A 23963-nucleotide genomic window follows, 5' to 3' on the forward strand; every position below is an offset into this window, starting at 1 on the left:
GACGATGTCGCGACTGTGGGTCGTCTGGCTCATTGCATTCCTGCAAGGCCTCGCGAGCGATGCACAGGCCGGGGTGATGACGCGCGCCACCCTGCAGCAACGCCTCCCCGCGCCGCTGGTGGTCGGCGAGCAGGACGCGCAGCTCCCGGTCTGGCCCATCTTCAAGCAGGACACGACCGCGACGGCGCTGGCAGGCTATGTGTTCGAGTCGATCGACTTCGCGGCCATCCCCGGCTTCTCCGGCACGCCGTTCAACCTGCTGGTCGCGCTCGACCCCAAGGGCGGCTTCCTCGACGTGCAGGTGCTCTCGCACCACGAGCCGGTCTTTCTCGAAGGGCTCGGCGAAGCGCCGCTGATTCGCTTTGCCGCCCAGTACCAGGGGCTGTCGCTGCAGCAGAACATCAAGATCGGCTCGAACGCCAATCGCGGCGAGGAGCGCGGCAGCGCCAACGTCTACATCGACGGCGTGGCCAAGGCGACGGCCTCGGTGCGGATCCTCAACCAGAGCCTGCTGTCGTCCGCGCTGCACGTGGCGCGCGCCAGGCTCGGCTTTGCGCCCGGGCGCGACCCGGAGCTGGTTGCGCGGGTGCGGCGCGACACCTATGCACCGATGCAGTGGGACGCGTTGCTGAAGGCCGGCCTGATCCGGCACGCGCGAATCACCCTGGGTACGGTCGAGAAAGCATTCGAAGGCAGCGGTGTCGAGCGGCCCATCGCCGACGCGGCGGGCGACACTTTCTGCGACCTCTACGTCGCCTACCTCAACGCGCCGCCGGTCGGCCGCAACCTGCTGTCGGACGCCGGCTGGCAGCACTTGCTCGGGCGCATCGACGACGGCGACCATGCCCTGCTGGTGATCGCCTCCGGCCCCTACACCTTCGTCGGCGACAAGTTCGTGCGCGGCGCGGTGCCCGACCGGCTGACGCTGAAGCAAGGCGATCTGCCCCTGGAGTTGCGCGACCTCGACCTGGACGACCCGCTCGCGTTGCCGGCGAGTCTGCGCGGTGCCGATGCGAAAGTCTTCCGCGTGATCGGCCCGGCCGGCCTCGACCCGGCGCAGACGCTGGATTTCTCGCTGCGCGTGACGCGCGACAAGGGCATGGTCTACCCCGAGCGCATCAGCCGCAGCTTTGCGCTGCCCTACACGCTGCCCGCCAGCCAGCTGACCCTGCCCGACACCGACAGCAAGGGCTGGCACGGGATCTGGCGCTCGCGAGCCTGGGAGCTGGCGGTGCTGGCCGGTGCACTGGCATTGCTGACGGTGGTCCTGGCCCGGCCGAGTTGGATCGTCGCCACGCCGACACGGCTGGCGCGCTTTCGCACCGGCTACCTCGTCTTCACGCTCGGCTTCATCGGCTGGTTTGCGCAGGGGCAGTTGTCGATCGTCAACCTCACGGCGCTGATCCAGGCGGCCCGGGCCGGGCGCGACCTGGCCTTCTTCCTGCACGACCCGATGACGGTGGCGTTGTGGGCGTTCGTCGCGGCGACGCTGGTGGTGTGGGGACGCGGCACCTTCTGCGGCTGGCTCTGCCCGTTCGGCGCCATGCAGGAACTGGTGGGCCAGGCTGCGCGACGCGCCGGCATCCAGCGCTTCAAGCTGCACCGCGAACTCGATGCGAAGCTCAAGGGGGTCAAGTACGTGGTGCTGGCGGCCATCATCGGGCTGGCCGTGGTGTCGCCGACATGGACCGACCGGGCGGTGGAGATCGAACCCTTCAAGACCGCGATCACGCTGAACTTCGTGCGTTCATGGCCCTTCGTGGCGTGGGCACTTGGCTTGTTGCTCGTGAACGCCGTGCTCTACAAGGGATTCTGCCGCTACCTGTGCCCGCTGGGTGCAGGGCTGGGCCTGCTCGGCCGCCTGCGCCTGCTGCGATGGATTCCACGCCGCAGTGAATGCGGCACGCCGTGTCAGACCTGCCGCCATCGCTGCGAGTACCAGGCCATCCGGCCCGGCGGCGCGATCGTCTACGAAGAGTGCTTCCAGTGCCTGGAATGCGTGGCGATCCACGACAGTCCCGAGCGCTGCGCGCCGCTGATCGCCCATCGGCGCGACCGGGTCATCGCGATCCGCCCGCTGCCGGCGTTGACCCGGAGCGACGCATGAAGCGGCGCCAGTGGCTGCGCGCCACGCTGGGGCTGGGTGCGCTGGCCGGTGTCACGGGCCTGGCACCTGCGCTGAGCTCGCTGCACTGGGGCCGGCGTTCGATGCTGGGCTTCGGCACCACGCTCTCGTTGCAAGCCGGGCATGAAGATTCGCAGGTGCTGGACCGCGCGCTCGATGCGGGGACGCAGGCGCTGCGCCGCATCGAGTGCCAGATGAGCCTCTTCAACCCCGGCAGCGCCCTTTCGCTGCTCAATCGCGATGGCCGGCTGCACGCGCCGCCCGCCGAGCTGGTCGACATCCTCGGCATCGCCCATGCCGTCTCCCGCGACAGCGACGGCGCCTTCGACGTCACGGTGCAGCCGCTGTGGCTTGCCTTCGACGGGGCGCGGCGCGCAGGACGCCTGCCTGCAGCACGCGAGGTGGATGCGGCGCGCGCCAAGGTGGACTGGCGCGCGCTCGAGGTCACGCGGCGTCTCGTCCGTTTCGACACGCCCGGCATGGCCGCAACGCTCAACGGCATCGCGCAGGGCTATGCGGCCGATCAGGTGCGCGCCGTGCTCGCATCGCACGGCATTCGCCACGCGCTGGTCGATGCGGGGGAATTTGCACCACTCGGCCGCAACAGCGAGGCAAGGACCTGGACGCTCGGCATCGCCGACCCGCGTGACGAGTCTGCATTGATCGCGCGGCTGACGGCCGACGGTCGATGCATCGCCACCTCGGCCGACAGCCTCACGAGCTTCAGCGCCGACCACCGCCATCACCACATCTTCGACCCGCACACCGGCTATTCGCCGCCCGCGCTCTCGGCCGTGACTGTCGCGGCCGACACCGGCGCCATGGCCGACGCCCTCACCAAGGTGTTCTTCGTGGCCGGCCCGTCGCAGGCGCGCGCACTCGCGCACCGGTGGAAGGTCGACGCCCTGTGGGTCGACAAGGCCGGCCGCTGGGAAGCCACGCCCGGCCTTCGGCTCGACCGGGCTTGAGCTTCCCGTTTCAGGCACCGAAGGTGTAGCGCACGCCCACCCAGGCCGCGCGCGGTGCGGCGGGCGACACCAGGCTGGCCCGGCTCACCGGGTCATCGCCGTTGGCGTTGCGCGGCAGCCCGCGCGCGATGTAGGCCCCGCTGGCCGTGAAAGCATCGGTGCCAAGCTGGCCGCCGGTCGCGTACTTGCGGTCGAACAGGTTGGCGACTTGCACGAAGAACTTCAGCCCGGGCCGCGGCTTGTAGTCGATGCCGAGGTTGAACACCGCATAGCCCGAAGTGCGCCCCGGTCCGGTGTAGTACACGCCGTCAGGCGTGTGCAAGCCGTTCTCGTTGCCGCGCAGGTTGGCGCCGCTCGCCGCGACCATGTCCAGGCCGATGCGCCATTGCGCGTTCGGTTCGAGGTCGGCGGACAGCTTGAGCACTTGCCGCGGCAGCATCGGGATGCGGTCGCCGGGCCGGATCTGGATATTGCCGGTGGTTCCGGGGAAGCCGGCCAGTGCCTGGTCGTTGCTACTGTTGCCCGACCCACCGACCGTTTCCACGCTGCGGTAGGTCGCGTCGAGCAGCATGAAATTGCCGCCCAACGTCAGGCCGCCGGCGGGCTGCGCGTTCAAGCCCAGTTCGATGCCCTGCCGGCGTGTCTTGCCGAAGTTCTTGAAGTAGCCGAAGCCGCTCGAATCATCGGCCACGAACAACAGGTCATCGCGGTTGTCGGAACGGAACACGCCGAAGCTCCATGTCGTATTCGGCTGCACCACCCCGCGGAGGCCGGCCTCGTAGGTCGTTGTCACCACCTGCTTGAGCGGGGGGTCGCCGGCAAAGGAATTGGGCAGCTTGCAGGGGCTCGCCGGATCGGCGCAACCCAGCTCGATCGCCGTCGGCGCGCGGCTGCCCTGGTTGGCCCCGGCATAGAGGGTGACGGCTTCGCTCGGTGCGAAGGTCAGCCCGATCGCGGGGTTGAGGCGGCTGAAGGTGTAGCGGCCATCCAGCGAGCCCGGGCCGCCACCGGGCGTCAGGCCATCGGTATTGTTGACCGAAGTACTGTTGTAGCGGCCCGAGAGCGTGAGGTGCGTCTTCGCATCGATGGCCATGGTGTCGGTGGCATACACGCTGTAGGTGCTCGACCGGCTCGACAGGGCGACGCGCGCATCGAAGGCGTTCTCGGAATCCTGCGTGCCATCGGCAAAGGCTCCGGGGCCGAACACCGGCGTCACGCTGCGGTCGGGGTTGATGTAGCCGAACTGCGTGCTCTGGCCGAAGCGCACGCGGCTTGCATCGTAGGCTGCGCCCAGCACGACCAGGTGTTCGACGCTCCCCGTCTTCGCTGCCGCGGAAAATTGTCCCGCGAGGCCCTGGTTCTGCTGCTTTGTCTCGGTGCGGTTGATCAGGCCGTTGCACTTCTCGTTGGGTTCGGTGTTGAGCAGCGCGTTGGCGATGCAGCGCCACTTCGGAAACGGCGTATTGGAGGCGTTGGCGCCGCTCGTCGGCACGCCCGTGAAGCCCGCGGCGGCGAGTGCCGCCCGCTCGGCCGGGCTGGGTTGGTAGACCGATTCGCTCAAGGCATCGTCGTTGACGTCGCCGTTGAAAGTGTTCGTCCTGATGTTGCGATAGTAGGCGTTGCCCGACAGCGTCCAGGTGTCGTTCAAGGCCTGGGTCATCGCGAGGTTCAGGAAGGTCGACTTGTTCCTGGTGTTGTCGGGAATCGTGCGCACGCTGGCCCAGTCGCGCTGCAGTGCGCCCAGCGCCTGCGTGCCGTTGCCCGTGAGGTCGTTGTCGGCGAAGGCCGCGGTGAGCGAGATGCTGCCGTCGCGCGTCACCCGTCCGACCTTGGTGAAGAGCTGGCTCACATCGGTGGGCGAAGCGACGCGCCAGCCATTCTCGTGAAAGCGGTTGCCGGCGATGAACCAGTTCCAGCCGCTGTCCTTGTCGCTGCCGCCGGTCTCGAACTCGGCGGCGGCGCGGCCCCAGGAGCCGCCCACCACCTGGACCGAAGTGCCGGGGTCGTGCAAGCCGTCCTTGGTCTGGATGGCCAGCGCGCCGCCGAGCGTGTTGAGGCCGAACAGCGGATTGCTGCCGGGCATCAGGGCGATCGTCGAGATGACCGAGCGCGGAATCAGGTCCCAGCTCACGACGTCGCCGAAGGGTTGATTCAGGCGCACGCCATCCATGAACACCGACAAGCCCTGCGGCGTGCCCAGCAGCGGCGACGCAGTGAAGCCGCGGTAGTTGATGTCGGGCTGGAACGGGTTGCCTTGGGTCTCGTTCACCGTCACGCCGCCGACGGCACGCAAGAGGAAATTCGTCAGGTCGGGCGCATGAAGGCGCTCGAGGTCGGCACCGGTGGCCGTTTGCACATTGGACGGCAGATCGTCGCGCGGCACGTCGAGTCCGGGCAGCGGCGTCGGCGCGACGACCTCGATGGTGGCCAGCTCGCCCGATGCGGCCGCCTCTTGCGCGACGGCGCCGGTCGATTGGCACAGCATCAGCCCGGCGATGGCGGGCGCCGCCATGGAAAAGGCGGCAAGACGATCGCGACGGTTCATGGGTTGGGCTTCCTCGGGCGATGGATTTCGTTGTGGATCGAGCGCGTGTGCGCCCATCGCCCAAGGTATGCGGAACAGCTCCGCCGCGACAGGGAAAACTTCCCGCTGCGGCTCAGCAGGCTTCCGGCTGGATGAGGCCGTGACGAATCGCGAGGTGCGCCATCGCCGCCGTGGTGGCGATGCCAAGCTTGTCCTTGATCAGGCTCTGGTGGTTCGACACGGTCTTGGGACTCAGGTGCAGCGAGCGAGCGCAATCGGCGAGCGATTCGCCCCGCGACAAGAGGCGGAAGATCTCGAACTCGCGCTGCGTGAGCGATTCGACGCCCGGCGCTTCACCGGGACCTTGAAGCAAGCGCTGCGGCAGTCCCGGGCTCAGGTAGCGCCGCCCTTCGATCGCTGCATGCACCGCGTCGATCAGGCATTCGGGCGCACTGCTCTTCGACACGAAACCGAGCGCGCCGAGTTCCAGCGCACGGCGCACCAGCATCTCGCCATCGTGCATGCTGAACACCAGCGTGCGCGCATGGGGTACGCGCTCGCGCAAGCGACGCACCAGTTCGAGCCCGCTGCTGCCGGGCATCGAGACGTCGGTCACCGTGATGTCGGGCTCATGCTTCAGGTACAGCGCACAGCCTTCATCGACATGGCTGGCCTGCGCGACCACGGTCATGTCGCCGTCCTGCTCGAGCAGATGCCGGTAGCCGGCGCGCACCACCGGATGGTCGTCGACGAGCAGCAGGCGGATCATGCGCGGCTCCCGGCCTTCAGGACTCGCGCATCGGGCAACTCCAATTGCACGCGCGTGCCCTGACCCGGCGTGCTGAAGGCGCCGAACACGCCGCCGAGTGCCGCCGCGCGCTCGGCCGCGCCCATCAAGCCGAGGCCGCGCGTCTTCCGGCTCGACGCGAAGCCATTGCCATCATCTTCCACGCGCAACGCGAGGCCGCTCGGCGTCGATGCCAGCTCGACCCGCACGTGCGTGGCATCCGCATGCCGGAACACGTTGGCCAGGGCCTCCTGCGTCACGCGAAAGACCGCGGTGTCCACCGCCTCGCCGAAGCCGCCGAGATCGCCTGCGCACTGAAACTCGCAGGCAGTGCCGGTGCGCATCGCCCAGTCCCTGCACAGCGATTCCAGCGCCGCGGCGAGCCCCAGGGCATCGAGCTCGGCCGGCCGCAACCGGCGCAGCAGCCGGCGCACGCCGTCCTGCAGCAACTCGGCCGACGACGCCACGCGCCGCGCGGCCTGCCCGGCCTCGGCGAGCGAGCGCGAGCGCTGGATGCAGGTGGCCTCGACGCGGATGGCGGTGCAGTGCTGGGCCAGTTCGTCGTGAAGCTCGCGCGCCAGGGCCAGCCGTTCGCCTTCCTGCACGGTCATGAGTTGCTGGGTCAACTCGCGGTTGTGCAGCAGCAGCCCTGCGACCTCGCCGAGGCGCCGCCAGGCGTACCAGGCCAAGCCGAGCGACAGGGCCACCAGCGTCAGCGGCAGTTCGTCGGCCTGCCATGCCTCGTGGCGCGCGAACATCGCGGCCAGTCGTTCATGCAGCTCGAGCGCGCTCGACAGTGCAAAGGTCCCCCCGGTGATCGCCAGCACCCAGGCCAGGTCGCCGCGCCATGCGGTGCCGCCGGCTCGCTTCATCGCCACGCTCAGCCCGGCTTGTTCACCCAGGCCGTGCACCAACCGTCGGCCGCGATCTGCTTGCGCCCGAACATCGCACAGCCAGCCCATGGGTCGGTGGCCGCGCCTTGCCACATCGCGCAGTTCGCGCAGCGCTGCGTCGCCGCATGCTTGGGATACTTCTTGGCGTCGACGCTCTTGGTGTCGTGCTTGTAGCCCAGGGCCGCAGCGGTCTCATCGGACTCCTCGACGTGCGCGGCGGCCGATACCGCGACGGGCATCAGCGTCGCGACGCAGGTGCCACCCACCAGGCAGCCCGCGAAGGCCCTCCGGGTCACCCCGACGGCCAGGCCTTTGTTGATCTCGTTCATGATCTCGGCCTCAGTTGGATGCGAGCTTGGCCGCGCCACCCGCCTGGACCGTGCGCGGCGCGCCCGCGGCGCCGGGAATCTTGAAGACCCAGACCATGCCGCCCTGCTCGAGCAGGTTGATCTTCTTTGCAACCTCGCCGCCCCACAGCGGCACCGCTCCGCCCCAGCCCGACACCACGCCGATGTATTGCTCGCCGCCCTGCATCCAGGTGATGGGCGGCGCAACGATGCCGGAGCCGGTCTGGAACTGCCAGACCACCTTGCCGGTCTTGGCGTCGGCCGCCTTCAGGTAGCCCTCCGGCGTGCCCCAGAAGACGAGGTTGCCGCCGGTGGTCAACACGCCGCCCCAGAGCGGCGCGCCGTTCTTGACTTCCCAGGCCATCTTGCCGGTCTTCGGGTCGAAGGCGCGCAGCGAACCGATGTAGTCCTCGTTGAGCGGCTTGATCGTGAAGCCGGCGCCGAGGTAGGCCGCGCCCTTCTTGTACGCGACCGGCTCGTTCCAGATGTCCATTCCCCATTCGTTGGCTGGCACGTAGAACATCTTCGTGTCGGGGCTGTAGGCCATCGGCATCTGGTTCTTGCCGCCGAGGAAGCCGGGCGCGGCGAACACGGGGCTGCCCTTCTTGCCATCGGACGCGGCGGTCGGGTCGCCGGGACGGTTGTCCGCAATGAAATTGGGCCGCCCGGTCTTCAGGTCGATGCTGCTGGCCCAGGTGATCTTCTTGACGAACGGAAAGGCATTGATGAGCTGGCCGGTGCTGGCGTCATTGACGTAGAAGAAGCCGTTGCGGTCGGCCTTGCCGCCGACGCGCTTGCCGTCCATGTCGAAGGTGACGAACTCGTTGACGCCGTCGAAGTCCCAGCTGTCATTGGGCGTGCTCTGGTAGCTCCACTTGATCTGGCCGGTCTTCACATCGATGGCCACGGTCGAACACGAGTAGAGGTTGTCGCCCTCTCGCAGGTGGCTGTTCCAGGGCGCCGGATTGCCGGTGCCGAAATAGGCCAGGCCGGTCTTGGCGTCGTAGGTGCCGCCGAGCCAGGTGGCCGCGCCGCCGGTCTTCCACAGGTCGCCGGGCCAGCTCTTGTTGGTCGTGCCGGAGATTCCGTTCTCCTTCTTGTTTCCGTCCTTGTCGTAGGTGTAGCCCATGTGGCCCTCGACGGTGGGCCGCACCCACAGCAGCTTGCCGGTCTTCGGGTCGCGCGCCTCGACGCGGCCGACCACGCCGAACTCGCCGCCCGATACGCCGGTCAGCATCACGCCGTCGGCAATGATCGGCGCCGCGGTGGCCGAGTAGCCGGCGGCGTAGTCGTCGAACTTCTCCTTCCAGACCACGTCGCCGGTGTTCTGATCGAGCGCAACGAGTTGCGCGTCGAGGGTCGCGAAGATCACGAGGTTGTCGTAGAGCGCGGCACCCCGGTTGACCACGTCGCAGCAGGGCATGATGCCCTCGGGCAGCCGGTGCTCGTACTTCCACAGCTTCTTGCCGGTGGTCGCGTCGAGCGCGAAGATGCGCGAGTAGGACGCGGTGACGAACATCTTGCCATTCATGATCACCGGCTGCGACTCCTGCCCGCGCTGCTTCTCGCCGCCGAACGAGAAGGCCCACACCGGCAGCAGCTTGGCGGCGTTGGCCGCGTTGACCTGCTTCAGCGGCGAGTAGCGCTGGCCCTGGGTGTTGATGCCCCAGGTCAGGACGTTGCCTGTGGCAGTGGCTTCCGACTGGATCATCTTGTCCGTGACCTGCGCGTGCGCGGCAGCAGCGGCCAGGCCGGCCGAGATGAGTGCGGCTAAGAGCTTCAATTGCATGGTGTCTCCTGAGGGTGGAACATGGGTCGAGGAAGCGCGCGAAGCGCGCGCCCGCCACGCTCCAGAGGGGCAAGTGCCATGCCATGCATCCAGACCCGGCGCTGTCGCAATACGGGTCGATCCGCGGGCCTTGACATGCGGGTTTTCCCGTTGGACTGCTACAAGGTTGAACAGTCGAGGTGCTGAAGAGCGTGACATCGCGTCACAGTGGCCCGATTGCTGCGGCGGGCCATGGCGGGTGGAACAATCAGCGCATGTCCGATCCCATCACTGCACCGTTCGGCACCTGGGTGTCGCCGATCACCCCCGAACGCGTGGCTGCGGCCCAGACCACGCTGGTCGACGTGTTGCTCGACCGCGGCGAGGTGTACTGGATCGAAGGAAGGCCCCTGGAGGCCGGGCGCCAGGTGCTGGTGCGGCTGGGACCGGACGGCGTGGGGGTCGACGTCACGCCGACGCCCTTCTCGGCGCGCACCCGGGTCCATGAATACGGCGGTGGTGCGGTCCTGGCGGCGGCGGGCACGGTCTGCTTTTCGAACTTCTCCGACCAGCGTCTCTACCGCATCGATGGCCCCGCCGCCGCCGCGGTCGCTTTGACCCCGCCGTCCGATGCTGCCGCGCTGCGCTACGCCGACGGGCTGCTCGACGCCCGCCGCCAGCTCTGGATCGGCATTCGCGAAGACCACCGCGTACCGGGCACGGAAGCGATCAACAGCATCGTCGCCGTGGGTCTGGGCGGAGGCGACGCCGGCAAGGTGCTCGTGCAGGGCAATGACTTCTATGCCTCTGCGCGTCTCAGCCCCGATGGAACAAGGCTCGCATGGCTGACATGGAACCATCCCGACATGCCGTGGACCGCCGCAGCGCTGTGGGTCGGCGATTTCGACGGCACTGCGGTCACCCGCGCGGCGCACATTGCAGGCGGCCCGGGCGAATCCGTGTTCCAGCCCGAGTGGTCGGCCGACGGCCTGCTGCACTATGTGTCGGATCGATCGGGCTGGTGGAACATCTACCGGTGCGACGCGAGCGGCGCCAGCACGAACCTCTGTCCGATGGCCGCGGAGTTCGGCCGCGCACAATGGGCTTTCGGCATGTCGACGTACGCCTTCCTGTCGCCGCATCAGCTGGTGTGCGCCTACATTGAAGACGGGATGGGCAAGCTCGCACGACTGGACCTGCGCGACAGCACGCTCGCACCCTTCGATCTGCCGTACACGGACTACTCCGCAGTGCGGGCGAACGGCGGCAAGGTGGTGTTCAAGGCCGGCGGGCCGGGTGTTGCGAGCGCGGTCGTCGTGCTCGACGCGAGCTCCGGCGACGCGACCGTGGTCAGGAGCGTTTCGGACCTGCGGCGCGATCCCGCGATGCGCGACCACATCTCGGTGCCCCGACTCTTCGAGTTCCGCACGCCACGAGGCGAAGCCGCGTTCGCATTGTTCTATCCGCCTGCCAATGCGAACTACCGGGGCCCGGCCGGCGCGCTGCCACCGCTGGTGGTCAAGTGCCATGGCGGCCCCACCTCCTCGGCCTCCAGAAGCCTCGACCTGCGCACGCAGTTCTGGACCAGTCGCGGCATCGCCGTCGTCGACGTGGACTACGGCGGCAGCACCGGCTACGGCCGCGCCTGCCGCGATCGCCTGCATCGGATGTGGGGCATCATCGACGCCGAAGACTGCGCGGCCGCCGCGTCGTGCCTGGCTGCGGATCAGCGAGTCGATGCGACGCGGATGGTCATCACCGGCGGCAGTGCCGGGGGCTTCACGGTACTTCGCTGCCTCACGCATGCAGACCCGGCGATCCGGACGCTCTTCAAGGCTGGCGCAAGCCACTACGGCGTGAGCGATCTCCTGGCGCTGGCGCGCGAAACGCACAAGTTCGAGTCACGCTATCTGGACTGGCTGGTCGGACCGCTCTCCGACCAGCAGGCCTACATCGACCGCACGCCGGTGCGCCACGCGGATCGGTTGAGCGTGCCGGTGGCGTTCTTCCAGGGAGCGGAAGACAAGATCGTGCCGCCCAGCCAGACCGAGGAGATGGTGGCGGCCCTGCGTGCACGAGGCATCCCGGCCCTCTACCTGCTCTTTGCCGGGGAGCAGCACGGCTTTCGACAGGCCTCGAATATTCAACAAGCGCTACAGGCTGAAGCCGCTTTTTTTGATGCACTGGCGTTCGGTGTCAGCACCGATGCCATGCCGATCAGCAGCCGGTGAGCGATGCCGGTGGACGACTGCGGGAGCGGTTACCAGGGTGCGCCGAGTACGCGAGACGCTCCGGCGTGCTCGTTCCGTCCTGTCCAGAGGTGGGACCTGGCTTTTTCGACAGGCAACTTCAGGATTTCAGGGCGATGGTCACCAGCGCGCTGGTGTCGGTCACTGCGTTGACGCCGTGCGTCGCGTTCCCGGTGAGGAACAGCATCTGCCCTGCCTCCAGCCTCACGGTGGCCTCATCGAGCTCAACATCCAGGCTGCCTTCGAGGCAGTGAATCGTGATTTCGCCGGGCACCTTGTGCGGCGGCAGCGACTTCCCCGCAAGCAGCACCAGGCGCATGACCTCAAGGTCTGCCGACTTGAACAGCGCCGACGTCTTGTCGGTCGAAAGGCGAGCACCCAATGGTCGTACGTCGAGCGCTTGGCCGGGAGAAGCGTGCTGGAGTGCCATGTCGGTATGTAACTCTGGGATGGCCCCGGTCAGTTTCCATCAACTTGAGGCCAAGTTCCGGCCCAGCCGTGCCGCCTCTATCGCGGCGATGTCGATCTTTTTCATGGTCATCATCGCGTCGAACGCGCGCTTGGCCGCCGCGCGATCGGGGTCCGACAGCGCCGCGATGAGGGCGCGCGGGGTGATCTGCCATGACAATCCCCACCGGTCCTTGCACCAGCCGCACGCGCTTTCCTGGCCGCCATTGCCGACGACCGCGTTCCACAGGCGGTCGGTTTCGGCCTGGTCGTCGGTCGCGATCTGAAAAGAGAAGGCCTCGTTGTGCTTGAAATGCGGGCCGCCGTTGAGCCCGATGCAGGGGATGCCGACGACGGTGAACTCGACCGTCAGGACGTCGCCCTGCTTGCCGTCGGGATAGTCGCCCGGTGCGCGGAAGACGGCGCCGACAGCGCTGTCGGGGAATGTTGCGGCATAGAAGTTTGCGGCGTCAACGGCGGCCCCCTCGTACCACAGACAGATCGTGTTCTTGCGGGTCATATCGTGTCTCCTGAAGCGTTGAGCACCCGGCAACCGCTATCGTCCGGACAACTCCGATCGTCCTCATCGCGGGACCTCGGTTTGTCGGCCGGGACGGATGCCATTGTAGGGATCCGCCGATTGTTCCCGGCGTCACCGGGCCCCGTCAGTCCGGAAACACGTAATCGATGTAGATGTCGCCCGTCTCGAAGTCCGGCGGCAGCCGGTCCAGCTGCTTGTGCGCCTCGGGGGATGCCTTCGCGAAGGTCGTGGCCAGCCAGTCGCTGCGCACGAGCTTCTTGCCGGTCTGCTTCTCGAGCGCCTCCATCAGCGGGATGCGCGGGACTTCGGTCTGCTTGTCGATGCTGCCGTAGGTGCGCTTGGCGCTCGGGAAGCCCGTCTCGGTCGAGCACATCGCCACGCATTTCATCGAGAGCGCGCCGACCGCCGGGATCGGCGTGGCGTTGGTGCTTCCGTGGTGGCCGACCTTGTAGAAATCGATCGACGACAGGATCCGCCGCGCTTCGGCCGAGAGGCCCGGGTCGGCGCCCTTCACCGGCTTGCCGTAGAGCCAGTACGCCCAATTGCCCCATTGCGCGTCGCCGACGAACAGCAGCTTCTTGCCCCGGCAGGTGAAGAGCACGACGAGGCTCTGGTTGTTGAGCGTGCCGTCGATCGCCGCCGCCGCGGCGGCCAGCACGTCGGGCTGCACGTCGTGCAGCGCCTTCTCCATCATGGCGGGCGATGCCCATGGCCGGAAGGCTTCCGGCGGATAGTCGGCGGCCGTCGCCGGCCACCGGCGCTCGAAGGGCTCGAAGCCTTCCGCATCCGGAAGGCCCTGCGCATCGACCGCCGCGAGATACTGCTGCGCCTTGTTGTCGCTGGCGGTGAAATCGGCGACCGCGTGTTTCGGCGCCGGCCCGAGGATCTGCGCCGTCAGTGCGCCGCGCAGCGAGGGCGGCAGCTCGGCCGTGTCGCCGGCCTCGTAGTAGTGCACGGGCGGCGAATTCCTGAAGCCGCGGGTGACCAGCGCCATGGCCTGGTCGTTGCTGCCGCCCGCGACGCCGAGGGCGTTTTCCGCCATGGCCAGTGCCTGCGCGCCGTCGAGGTCCTGGCGCGCCGCGAGCTGCAGGCGCAGGTGCATGGCGAGCGAGTGGATCTGCGACTTGATCTTCATCGCCCCACCATCCTTCGGGTCCAGGCGATTGGTGATCCAGACCGCCTCGACCTCGAATTGCTCGAACTCCCTGGCCTGCGTCGCGAAGCCGGACAGATGGTCCGCGTGGTAGTGGGTCACGATCACGAGCGCCAGCTTGCGGCCGGTGGCCTCGATCAGATCCTGCACGCAGGCCGGCATGCTCTTGATGTTGCCGGCATGCACGCCGCAATCGATGAGGATGTGCCGCGGGCCGTGGCGCGTCGGTACGGTCACGAGGAAAAAGTCCCCGAAACCCACGCGGTACATGCGCACGCGCAGCCCGCTGCGGTCCGCGGTGGCGTTCGTCCGGGTCGCCTTCTTCGCCGGCGCCGGCTTCCTGGCCGTTGCCTTCCTTGCCGCGGCCTTCTTTGCCGGTGCAGTCGTCTTGGTCGCCATGGTCATATCCCCTGATGCAGAAGTCCGAAGTCGACCTGGAAGTGGCTGTCCTTGCCGGTGTCGCCGTTGACGAGGCCGGTGGCGAACGCATACCGCCTTTGCCTCGCCTCCCGCATGTCGGCCTCGGACCCGACGAGCGGCTTGCGTACCGCGAAGCGCACCCTGGGTGGAATGTGATGGCCGTAGTGGTCGCGGTCGGGCGCCGCGATGATCAGCGTCACGCCGCCGCGCAGGGGGAACGAGCCGGCCTCCGGACAGTCCTTGTCGAAGGGCACACGGCGTGTCTGGACCAGCTCGACCACCATGTCGATGCGCATCCTGCCGTCCGGCGCCATGCGGAACACCTGGTGGAAGGACGGCGCATAGGGCAAGCGCTCCGGCGCAAGGCCCGGGTCGTCGTCGAAGCCGAGCCGGGCCGCATTCTGCCGCGCGTACGCGCGCAGGATCGCTCCGTTGAGGTCCTTCTGCGCCCGCGTCAGGCCGCCTGGAAGTCCGAACTGCAGTTCCTGCGCCACGCGCTCCCGGGTTTCCGGATCCTCGATCTCCGCCACCACGGACGGCAGCGCCTCGGGGACGGGGCTCTTCGTCCAGTCGGGCACCCGTGTCCAGCAGAGCGCGTCTTCGGAGAAGAAGCTGGCGCCGTCGGGATAGATGCCGCGCACGCGGAAGGCCTGCATCAGCGCCTGCCGCAGGCCACGATCTTCTTCCGGGCGCAGGTCGACGCTCGCGGTGATGAGCGCGCGCAGGAAGTCGCCGAAGGTGATGTCGATCGGCGGGCAATAGTCCAGCGCACGGGCGCAGAGCTGGAAGAACGCGTCGGCGGTCTTCGATGCGTGCTCCGTCAGCAGGGTTGCCAGCGAGGTCGGCAACTCGGGCGACGACATCGACGCGCCGCCCGCGCGGTAGATGCGAAAGAGGTCGGCGGAGGCGCTCAGGTAGGTCGAGAAGTAGGCGTCGAACACCGCCGCCACGAGGATCGAGCCGCGGTAGTGCGGATCGTTGACGCGCTGGCTCAGCGCGCCGGGATCGGGCCGCTCCTCGAGGGCGGCGCGCAGGCCGTGGCCCATGCCGGAAGCCTGCCCGAATTGCTGTGCGAGTTCGACCAGCGGATTGCGCACGGATGATTCGGCACGGATGCGAGCCCCCGTTTCGGACGGGGCGCCGCTCATGTGCGCCGACCCCTCCGCCGGCGCGGCATCCGGCGTCAGCTCGAACGGATACAGGCGCCCGCCCGTCTTGCGAATCGTGTCGAGCAGCGCATCCTTGTGCGAGAAGTGCAGGAACAGCGCCGTGAGGTCGGCGAAGGCTTCATGAAACGCGAGCACGTCCGGATTGGTCGGCTCCGTGAAGAAGGTGCGGATGCCGTCGATGACCGCATGCGTGACCTCGTGCGCGATGATGTCGTGCGACAGGCAGGTGAAGACACGCTGGCCCGGCAGGTTGTTGCCCTGGTTCTTCTCCGCCGCGCGAAAGTAGCCGAAAAGGATCCCCTGCGCCTCGCGGCTGTAGAACGCGTTGGCCTGCACCATCGCATGCGGATAGAGCTTGAGCACCCAGATGTCGTCCGCCGGGTCCGTGGGCTTCTCCTGCCCCGCGGGCCGATCGGCGCGGCGCCAGTGGACCGTGCGGCCGAGCGCCGCCTCGAACTTCTCGACCGTCTGCGACGCCACGGCATAGACCATCTGCTGGTGGAACCTCGGATCGGACTCCGAGGGATCGAGCCCGTTGCGCGAGAGGATGCGATAGTCGTTGAGATCGACGGGCGGGTAGTAGCACTGGTTCGCGCCGTCATAGTCGATCACCGCGAACCGGCGCCCGACCGGGCCGGGCTTGAGGTTCCTCTCCCAGCGGATATCGACCGACATCACATTGCCGACGAAGTTGCCGGCGCTCGGGTCCAGCGCGTAGACCCGCAGCTTGCGCGTCGCAGGTTCGGGGATCTTCATCCAGGGCGGCTGCGCGGTGCTCCTGACCGCCCGCTTGCGCGGCACTGCGGCGCGTGTCGTCTTGTCTGCCATGCGCGGGTCTCCATTTCTTCTTGAGTTGTCGGTGCCGGTGGCATCGCGTCGCCGTCGTCACAGCGGCAGCCGGTAGTCGATCCAGTCTTCCTTCACATCCACCCTGTCGAGGAACTGCCTCCATTCGGCGTCGGACACGGCCGCCGGCTTCGCGGGGATTCCAAGTTCGAGGTCGAGGATGCGGCCCTTGCAGCGCTCGCCGAGGCGCTCGTACAGCGACGGGAAAGGCATGTTCCATTCCATCTTCGCCGCGGTCTTGCGGTCGAGCGGCAGCATCGCGACCAGGCCTTCGTCGGTCATCCGCTCCAGGCCGTTTTCCCGCAGCGTCGCGTTGTGGCTGCCGTGGTGGCCGATCTTGTAGAACACGGTGCGCGCGAGCAGTTGCGCCGCCTTGACCTTGCGCGTGGCGCCGCCCGAATCGACGGTCCATTCGATGTCGTCCCACGACAGCCAGTTGCCGACCTGCGCATCGGCGGGAAACAGCAGCACCTCGCCGGTCGCCTCGAGCTCGAAAGCCAGCACCAGGCTGGTGTTGTTGGTGTCGGAATCGAGCTGCAGGGCGAGCGCGCCCGCGGGGCCGAGCCAGTCGTTCTCGATGCGCCGCCATGCGGGCCCCTGCTCGTAGCGATCACTGAAGAAAGGCGTGGCACGCGCCTTGTCTTCGCTGATGCGGAACCACTCGTCGAAGGGTTGCATCGCGGGTGCGACGCCCTGCTCGATCGCATCGATGGCGGCGAAGAGGCCGAACTCCGCGCCGCTCGCGGCGGCCAGCTGGTAGACCTCGCTCGCGCCTTTGGTCGGATCGCTCTTCTTGATCCACTTGCTGTCGTGCGGCGGACCGAGCACATAGACCCGGACGCCCTTCGCGCCGGGCAAGGTGAAGGTTTCGCCGGGAAACAGGTAGCGCGACGGGCGCGGCGCCGTGCGCGCCTTGACCCAGTCCATGGCCGACCGGGTGGTGGCGCGCGCGGCGGCGCCGGGGCCGCCAAAGAAGGCCAGGATCGCGTCCAGGCGCGCCGCCGTCTTCTGCGCCGCCGGCTCGTTGATCGCCGCGAACTGGCGGCTCGCCGCCGCGATCCTGTTGAGGGCCACCGCGCGTCGGCCGCGAAGCTCGTCGGCCAGCGGCTCGCCGGGTTTCTCGGTCCAGGCGACCCAGGCCTCGCCGACTTCGAGCTGGTCCTTCTCCAGCATCGGCTGGGCCTGCGCGAAGCCCGAGACGTGGTCCCAGTGCTCGTGTGTGGCAACGATGACGTCGAGCCTGGGCTTCGTCGCGGCCACGATATGGCCCGCGACCTTCTGCATCCTGGCCTTGGCGTCGGAGGTTCCGAGCAGCACGCCGAAGTCGATCAGCACATGCACCTCGCCGGTGTCGCCCGGAAAGCTCAGCAGGAATGAATCGCCCAGACCCTGGCGGAACATGCGGATGCGAACGGACGCCATGTCGCGCTCCTCTTCAATGCCGGTGCAGGACCGCGAAGGGCTCCCGCTCCTCGGCACCGGGCGAACCGAAGTAGGTCGCGGCGAGGCTGCGGCTGCCCTCGTCGATGAAGAAGCGGCGCTGCCGGTTCTTGCGTTCCTCGGTGAGCCTCTTCTTGATGCTGTATCGCACCTCGCCGGTCTCCGCATCGACGAGCAGCGTGCATCCGCCCCGGAAGTAGTAGTCGGGCTTGCCGCCGGCGCGCTCGCCCTCGCCGCCGACATACTGCGGGATGCGCTGCGTGAGTTCGATGACCCACTGGAAGTTCGGCCGGCCCTCCCAATCCATGCGAATGGAAGGCCGCAGCGAGTGCACCTCGAACGGCAACTCGGGATCGATGCCCGCCAGCACCACGCTTTCCTTCGAGAGCCGGGGTCTCAGGTGGGCGTGCAGCGCGGCGCGGCGATCGCGGGTCAGCTCGAACAGGGCCTGGCGATCCTTCGAGAGACCCCAGGAGCGGATGTCCTTGCCCCATTCCTTGACGATGCCGACCACCACGTGCTCGTCCTCGTCGGGCGCCGCCGTCGCCGCGCGCCACAGCAGTCCCTCGACCGAGAAGGCCTGGACATGCTCCGCCACGATGCCGCGCCGCCGGAAGGCCTCGATGAACGCCACCCGGCGGTGCTCCTCATCCACCGGATCGTTCTCGAAATCCGCGGTGACCAGGGCCCGCAGGTAGTCGCCGAAGCTAATGTCCACCGGCGGGCAGTAGTCGAGCGCGCGGATGCACATGTCGAGCACCTGGCGTGCCGATTGCGAAGCCTCGTCGGTGAGCCGGTCGACCAGATCGGGATGCAGGCTGCCCTCGGGCGTCACGCCGGTGCCTTCGCTCGCGATCCGGAAGAGATCGGCGACGCGGCTCTTGTAGATCGAGAGGAAGGCATCGAACACGGCGGCCACCAGCACCGCGCCGCGCTCGTGCGGTTCGGACGAGCGCTGGTAGTCGCCGGCTTGGCCTTCGAGGCGCTTCCAGCGCCCGGTCTGCTCGTCGACCGCGCCGATCGCGCTCCGGAGAGCGCCCCGGCTGCCGATCGCCTGGCCGAATTCCTGCGCCAGCTGGCCAAGCTGGCTCTGGCCGGCGAGGTCTCCGCGCGTCGATGCGATCTGGTGCCGCAGCACTTCCGGCAGCGAGAAGTGCTGGAACAGCGCGACGATGTCCGCGAAGGCCTCATGGAAGGCGAGCACGTCCGGATTGCTGGGCTCGCTGAAGCGCCGGTGCATGCCGTCGAGCAGCGCGTGCGTCACCTCGTGCGCCACGATGTCGTGCGAGAGGCAGCTGAAGACGGTCAGCCGCGCCGAGCTCTCCTCGGCCGAGGCCGGCGTCGAGAAGTAGCCGAACAGCAAGGCCTTCTTCTCGGGGCTGTAGTAGGCGTTGGCCTCGCGCAGCGCATGCGGATAGATGCGCAGGCGCTGGACGTACGCCTCGCCCCATCGGCCATCGGCGTCCTTCGTGCCGTGCGAGCGCCACAGGGCCAATCGCCCGAGCGCGCGCTCGAAGGTGCGGATGGTCCGCATCGCGACCGCATAGACCATCTGCTGGTGGAATTGCGGGCTGCTTTCCGAGGGCGGCAGGCCGTGCTGCGCCACCACGTAGCGATCGTTCAGGTCGACCGGTTCGTAGAAGCACCGGCTCGCGGGATCGCGGTCCACCACTTCGATGTATTCGCCGGCCGGTCCTGGCTCGAGGATGTCGGTGCCGGCGGCGTCGCGCTCCCAGGGCACGCGGATCAGGGTCTCGTTGATGTCGGCGGTCTCGCGCTGGCGGCCCATGCTGGGGTCGAAGGCGAACACGCGGACCAGGCGCTGCGTGGCCGGGGCGATCGGGGCGGCGTCGACTTTCGGTGCCGCCGGGGGGGCACCCTTCTTGGCTGCCGACTTGGCTGTCTTGCGCTCGATCTGGTAACGGACCTGCCCGGTGTCGGCGTCGACGATCAGCGTCACCCCGGCCCATGGCCGGACGTCGACTTCGACTTCCAGTTCGAGTGCCCTGGCCTTCGGCTTCGCACGCGCCGTGGTGGACACCTCCTGGACCAGCTTGATGACCCACTGGAACGCGAAGTTGCCGGACGCATCGCTGCGCTCGCGCGGATGAAAGGACTCGACCTCGAAACGCCGGTGCAGATCGATCGGACCGATCGCGCCGACCGTGCCGCCGGACAGGCGCTGGTGCAGCAGCGCGCGCTTGTCTTCGAGCAGCTTCCACAGCGCCTCGCGATCGCGTGGCAGCGTCCACGGCGTGAATTCGCGCGACAGCTCGCGCACGAATTCGCTCACCGCGCGCGTCGCGTCGGAATTCGCCGGCGCCCGCCAGAGGATCGTGTCCTGCGACAAGGTGCCCACTTCGGAAAGCGAAATGCCGTAGCTGCGAAACGCGTCGATGAAGGCCAGCCGGTAGTTGCCGTCGTCGACCGGGCGGATGTCGTAGTCGGCGGTCACGATGGCGCGCAGGAAGTCGCCGCTGGTGGTTTCCACGGGCGGCATGTAGTCGATCGCACGAATGATCATCTCGAGCACGCGCTGCGCCGAGCGCGATGCCTCCTGCGCCAGCCGGTTCACCAGATCGGGATGCAACTGGCCTTCGGGCAGGATTCCGCTGCCCCTGGTGGCGATGCTTCGCAGGTCGGAGGTACGCGCCTCGTAGATCTTTCGGAGAGCCTCGAAGACCGCACTGACCACGATCGCGCCACGATCATGCGGCTCGAGCGTCGCGGCGTAGGCCTTCGGATCCGGTTTGCGCGGATGCCAGACGCCCGCTTCGTCGATCGATCCGAGCGCGTTGCGGATGCCTTCGGGCCGCCCGAGGGCTTCGCCGAATTGCGGGGCGATGGCCCCGAGGCGGCTCGAGTTCTCGAGCTTTCCCCGGATCGCGCCGATCTGGCCCCGGAACACGTCCGAGGGCCAGAAGTGCTGCAGCACCGCAATCAGGTCCGCGTAAGCCTCGTGCAAAGCCAGGACATCGGGGCTCTTGCCCTTGAACGAGATGCGCATCCCGTCCAGGATCGCGTGCGTGATCTCGTGCGCTACGACGTCCTGCGACAGGCAGGTGAACACCGTGGTGCCCGCGAACGCGGAAGTGTCGCCGGCGCGGAAGTAGCCCAGGCACAGGCCGTCGCCGGGCTTGTAGTAGGCGTTGGTGTCGGCGACGTAGTGCGGATAGATGGGCAACTGCCTGCGGTAGTTCACGCGCTGGCCCTTCATCGCCGGCGGCCAATGGATCGATCGTCCGAGCGCGCGCTCGAAGTTGCGGATCGTCCGCATCGCGACCGCATACGCCATCTGGTGGTGGAACTGCGGATTGCCGTCGGAAGGCGCGAGGCCGTCGTTCGCCAGGATTTGCGGGTCGTCGAGGTCGACCGGCGGATGCACCTGGCGCCCCTGGTCGTCCTTGTCCACCACGGCCACGTATTCGCCGATCGGCCCGGGCTGCAGGTCCTCCCACGGCACGAGCAGCGTCATCTCATTCATCACCGCGGTCTCGAAGCGCGCGGTCGTGCCGGGATCGAAGGCGAAGACACGCAGCCTGCGGTAGACCGGAAGCGGAACCCGCCAGTGCCTGTCGATCCTGGGTTCCATGGCCACTAGGGCGCGACCGTCGCGAGTTCGGGCGCGTACTTGCCGACGCGCGACGCCAGCAGCGCGCCGCCGTGCCGCAGCAGGACGCGCATCTCGTCGTCGTCGAGCTTCTTCAGGTTGGTCGGGATCGCGGAAGCGAAGCTCGCGTCGCCCTGCTGCTGCTCGCCCTCGAGGCTGTCGATGGAGAACCACAGCGGCCGCGCGCCCTTGCCGGCAAGATGGCGATGCTCGATGCGGTCGAACTGCAGGCCGCGGATCTGCTCCATCATGATGTCGAGGCTCGCCTTGAGGACGACCGCGCCCGATTCGGTGGGGCGGTCCTCGAAGGCGAAGGGCTTGCCGCCGTCGCTGACGATCAGGTAGTCGATCGGGTTGCGCGCCGTCCGCAGCAGCGGGTTCACGCCCATGTTGTCGTAGATGCCGCCGTCGCTGAGCGTCACGTACTCGACCGTGGCGGCGGCCGGCGGGTAGATCGAAGGCGGCAGCAGCAGCGGCGGAAACACCGGCGGGAACGCCGACGAGGCGGCCACCGCGCGGCTGATCGGGAAGTCCGGCGCAGGAACCACGCCGAGTTCGTGTTCGCCCATTTCCTCTGCCTTGCCGCCGCCGGCGACGAAGAAGAACATGTTGCCGGTGGCGAGGTTGGTGGCGTTGAAATAGATGCGCGGGCCGCCCTTGAGGCTCGACAAGGTCTTGCCCTGGAACAGGTCGCGATCGTAGGAATTGGCGAGCTTGTCGAGCCGTGACTCGAAGGGGTCGAGGAGGCCGCCGACCACCGACGCCACGGCGATCGACCGGGTCCGCAGGTAGGTCTCGAGCTTGTCGAGGCAGGCCGGGTCGCCCCAGTTCACGGCGAGAGTCCCCCCCGCGATGCTCCCGCCGCTGACGCACGAGACGAGGTCCAGCTTGTCCAGCAGGTTCAGCGCCTGCAATCGGCGCATCACGCCCAGGTGGAACGCCGCCGCCCTGAATCCGCCGCCGGACAGCGCGAGCCCGATCCGCTTCTCGACACCGTCGATCTTGAATGCCATGGCGGTCCCCTCTCCAGAGGGATCGGATGCTAGACCTGTGGCGACCGAATGCAATCAGCCAGATGGGGGATGCGGGCCGCGCCTCGGCGGCCGGTGTCAGTACACGCCGAGCGCCAGTCCCGCCGCCATCGCGGCGCCCAGCGCGCGGCATTGCGCAAGGTCCTCGGCGCCGATCTGCTTGGGCCGCGCAATCGCCTCGGGCGTCTGCGCATGGGTGCACACGATCAATGCCGGCGCGACGCAGCGCAGCCGCCAGCCGGTGGCGATGCGGTCGATCTGCCGCACCGCGTTCTGGCCGTCACTGCCGGCGCAGACCAGCGTGGCGTAGGGCCGGCCGTTGACGCGGTCGAGCGCGGCGTAGTAGCAGCGGTCGAAGAAGTCCTTCATCAGCCCGGCCATCGCGGCGAGGTTTTCGGGCGTGGCGAACAGGTAGCCGTCGGCGCCCAGCACGTCCTCGGGCTGGGCCTGCGGCGCCCGCAGCAGACGCACCTGCACGCCGGGTTCGTCGCCCGCGCCTTCGGCGGCGGCCTGCGCCATCTGCGCAGTGCCGCCGGTCATGGTGTGGTAGACCACGAGCAGCGTTTTCGAAGTCATGCCGCCCAGCATAGCGGCCCGGCCCGATGACCGGCGAGCTCAGTCGTCCTTGCCGCTGGAGCGGTCGTTCAGGAACTCGAACGCGGCCTGCCAGGTCTGCGGCGAGTTCAGGATGCCGAGGTGCCCGGTGTGCAGGATGGGGTCGTAGGCGCCCTGCCCCGTCAGCACGATCTCGCGCGTGCCGCGCAGGCTGGCGCTCCTGGAGAAGTCCGTCGGCCTGCCGAACGAATCCACGGCGGGCACCGGCGCGATCACGCCGTCCTGCACCGGGAAGTAGACGAAGCTGGCATCGCCGTTGCGGATCACCAGCACGCGCGTCGGCCCGTCGTTCTCGTTGCGGCCATTGAGCAGGCGCAGGAAGGGCGTTTCGGGCGAGCCCAGTTCCTGGCACACGTCGCTTGCGGGCGTGAAGCCGCCCGCCGCCGGGGCCTGCCAGTAGTTGGCGGGGTCGGGCGAGCAGTTGATGATGCCGTGGTTGGGCCCGTCGACGGCGACGAAGCGGCGCACCATCTGTTGCGCCTCGTCCTGCCGCATCCATTCGCGCGCGAGCGTCACGCCCAGGCTGTGCCCGACGATGTCCACCCGCTTGGCGCCGGTGAAGTCCATCACCGCGCGCACGAAGCGGCGCAGGTCGGGCACGTTGGCCGCATTGGTGTGGGCGATGCTCGAACGGCGTGACTGGTCCGCGGCCAGGTCGCACTGGTCGCCCTGGTAGCCCACGCCCCAGAGTTCGCTGGTGGCATAGCCGTTGTCGGCGAAGTACTGCGCCATCGCCTGAACGCGCCCGTAGGGGTTGCAGGCGGTGGCGAACGGCGTGTCGTTGTTGCCGTGAATGAAGATCACCGGCGTTCGGGTCACCAGCCCGGCGGCACCGAAGCCGATGAGCGGCCGGGCCAGCGAGGTGTCCTCGATCGAAGGAAAGCCCGGTGGCAGCGTATTGCCCACGAGGCCCGCGGACTGCGCGGCGGCCGCAGTCACGAAGAGGGCGAGAGCAGCGGCATGGCGAATCCACGGTGTCATCGGAGAGCTCCTTCTTCAGCGCCGGCGATGATGCCGACGAATGCCGGCG

Annotated in this window: 17 protein-coding genes; 3 read left to right on the forward strand and 14 right to left on the reverse strand. The window is 68.1% G+C overall.

Features of this window, described 5'->3' with window-relative positions; translation table 11 throughout:
* Positions 1–4 precede the first annotated feature (4 nt).
* Together AC1DYD_RS32020 and AC1DYD_RS32025 are read left to right on the forward strand one after the other, a co-directional pair.
* Positions 5–2107 carry a 4Fe-4S binding protein gene (locus AC1DYD_RS32020; RefSeq protein WP_478176770.1) on the forward strand — a complete coding sequence of 701 codons (2103 nt, stop codon included), beginning with the start codon at positions 5–7 and terminating at the stop codon, positions 2105–2107.
* Positions 2104–3093 carry an FAD:protein FMN transferase gene (locus tag AC1DYD_RS32025; RefSeq protein WP_478176771.1) on the forward strand — a complete coding sequence of 330 codons (990 nt, stop codon included), beginning with the start codon at positions 2104–2106 and terminating at the stop codon, positions 3091–3093. Before AC1DYD_RS32020 ends, AC1DYD_RS32025 begins: the two co-directional genes overlap by 4 nt.
* Before the next feature lie 10 nt (positions 3094–3103).
* Here AC1DYD_RS32025 and AC1DYD_RS32030 read toward each other — a convergent pair whose 3' ends face one another.
* The 5 genes from AC1DYD_RS32030 to AC1DYD_RS32050 all read right to left on the reverse strand — a co-directional run bounded on the left by AC1DYD_RS32030 (position 3104) and on the right by AC1DYD_RS32050 (position 9433).
* Positions 3104–5638 (reverse strand): TonB-dependent receptor, encoded by a 2535-nt coding sequence (locus AC1DYD_RS32030; RefSeq protein ID WP_478176772.1) that lies wholly within the window; start codon positions 5636–5638, stop codon positions 3104–3106.
* Positions 5639–5750: 112 nt separating this feature from the next.
* Positions 5751–6386 (reverse strand): response regulator, encoded by a 636-nt coding sequence (locus tag AC1DYD_RS32035; RefSeq protein ID WP_478176773.1) that lies wholly within the window; start codon positions 6384–6386, stop codon positions 5751–5753.
* A complete protein-coding gene (locus tag AC1DYD_RS32040; RefSeq protein WP_478176774.1) occupies positions 6383–7276 on the reverse strand; it encodes a sensor histidine kinase in 894 nt (297 codons plus the stop codon). Before AC1DYD_RS32040 ends, AC1DYD_RS32035 begins: the two co-directional genes overlap by 4 nt.
* Before the next feature lie 8 nt (positions 7277–7284).
* On the reverse strand, positions 7285–7626 hold the full coding sequence (locus AC1DYD_RS32045) for a high-potential iron-sulfur protein (RefSeq protein WP_478176775.1): 342 nt from the start codon (positions 7624–7626) through the stop codon (positions 7285–7287).
* Between the two features lie 10 nt (positions 7627–7636).
* Complete coding sequence (locus tag AC1DYD_RS32050) at positions 7637–9433, reverse strand: PQQ-dependent methanol/ethanol family dehydrogenase (RefSeq protein WP_478176776.1); 1797 nt, start codon at positions 9431–9433, stop codon at positions 7637–7639.
* Positions 9434–9612: 179 nt separating this feature from the next.
* Between AC1DYD_RS32050 and AC1DYD_RS32055 the strand changes: the two genes are divergently transcribed.
* Positions 9613–11643 carry a S9 family peptidase gene (locus AC1DYD_RS32055; protein WP_478176777.1) on the forward strand — a complete coding sequence of 677 codons (2031 nt, stop codon included), beginning with the start codon at positions 9613–9615 and terminating at the stop codon, positions 11641–11643.
* A 118-nt stretch (positions 11644–11761) separates the two neighbouring features.
* Here AC1DYD_RS32055 and AC1DYD_RS32060 read toward each other — a convergent pair whose 3' ends face one another.
* The 9 genes from AC1DYD_RS32060 to AC1DYD_RS32100 form a co-directional block, all read right to left on the reverse strand.
* The gene (locus tag AC1DYD_RS32060; protein WP_478176778.1) at positions 11762–12091 is read right to left on the reverse strand and encodes a cupin domain-containing protein; all 330 of its coding nucleotides are present in this window, start codon (positions 12089–12091) and stop codon (positions 11762–11764) included.
* A gap of 39 nt (positions 12092–12130) precedes the next feature.
* A complete protein-coding gene (locus tag AC1DYD_RS32065; RefSeq protein WP_478176779.1) occupies positions 12131–12628 on the reverse strand; it encodes a VOC family protein in 498 nt (165 codons plus the stop codon).
* A gap of 145 nt (positions 12629–12773) precedes the next feature.
* Positions 12774–14201 carry an MBL fold metallo-hydrolase gene (locus AC1DYD_RS32070; protein WP_478176780.1) on the reverse strand — a complete coding sequence of 476 codons (1428 nt, stop codon included), beginning with the start codon at positions 14199–14201 and terminating at the stop codon, positions 12774–12776.
* 2 nt (positions 14202–14203) lie between these two features.
* Positions 14204–16219 carry a hypothetical protein gene (locus AC1DYD_RS32075; protein ID WP_478176781.1) on the reverse strand — a complete coding sequence of 672 codons (2016 nt, stop codon included), beginning with the start codon at positions 16217–16219 and terminating at the stop codon, positions 14204–14206.
* Between the two features lie 57 nt (positions 16220–16276).
* Positions 16277–17659 (reverse strand): ComEC/Rec2 family competence protein, encoded by a 1383-nt coding sequence (locus AC1DYD_RS32080; RefSeq protein ID WP_478176782.1) that lies wholly within the window; start codon positions 17657–17659, stop codon positions 16277–16279.
* A 13-nt stretch (positions 17660–17672) separates the two neighbouring features.
* Positions 17673–21269, reverse strand: coding sequence for a hypothetical protein (locus tag AC1DYD_RS32085; protein ID WP_478176783.1), 3597 nt, complete (start codon positions 21267–21269; stop codon positions 17673–17675).
* A gap of 5 nt (positions 21270–21274) precedes the next feature.
* On the reverse strand, positions 21275–22300 hold the full coding sequence (locus AC1DYD_RS32090) for a patatin-like phospholipase family protein (RefSeq protein WP_478176784.1): 1026 nt from the start codon (positions 22298–22300) through the stop codon (positions 21275–21277).
* Between the two features lie 96 nt (positions 22301–22396).
* A complete protein-coding gene (locus AC1DYD_RS32095; RefSeq protein ID WP_478176785.1) occupies positions 22397–22894 on the reverse strand; it encodes a flavodoxin family protein in 498 nt (165 codons plus the stop codon).
* A gap of 39 nt (positions 22895–22933) precedes the next feature.
* Complete coding sequence (locus AC1DYD_RS32100; RefSeq protein WP_478176786.1) at positions 22934–23914, reverse strand: alpha/beta fold hydrolase; 981 nt, start codon at positions 23912–23914, stop codon at positions 22934–22936.
* Positions 23915–23963 lie beyond the last annotated feature (49 nt).

The organism is Variovorax sp. P4_B11 (assembly GCF_056402355.1).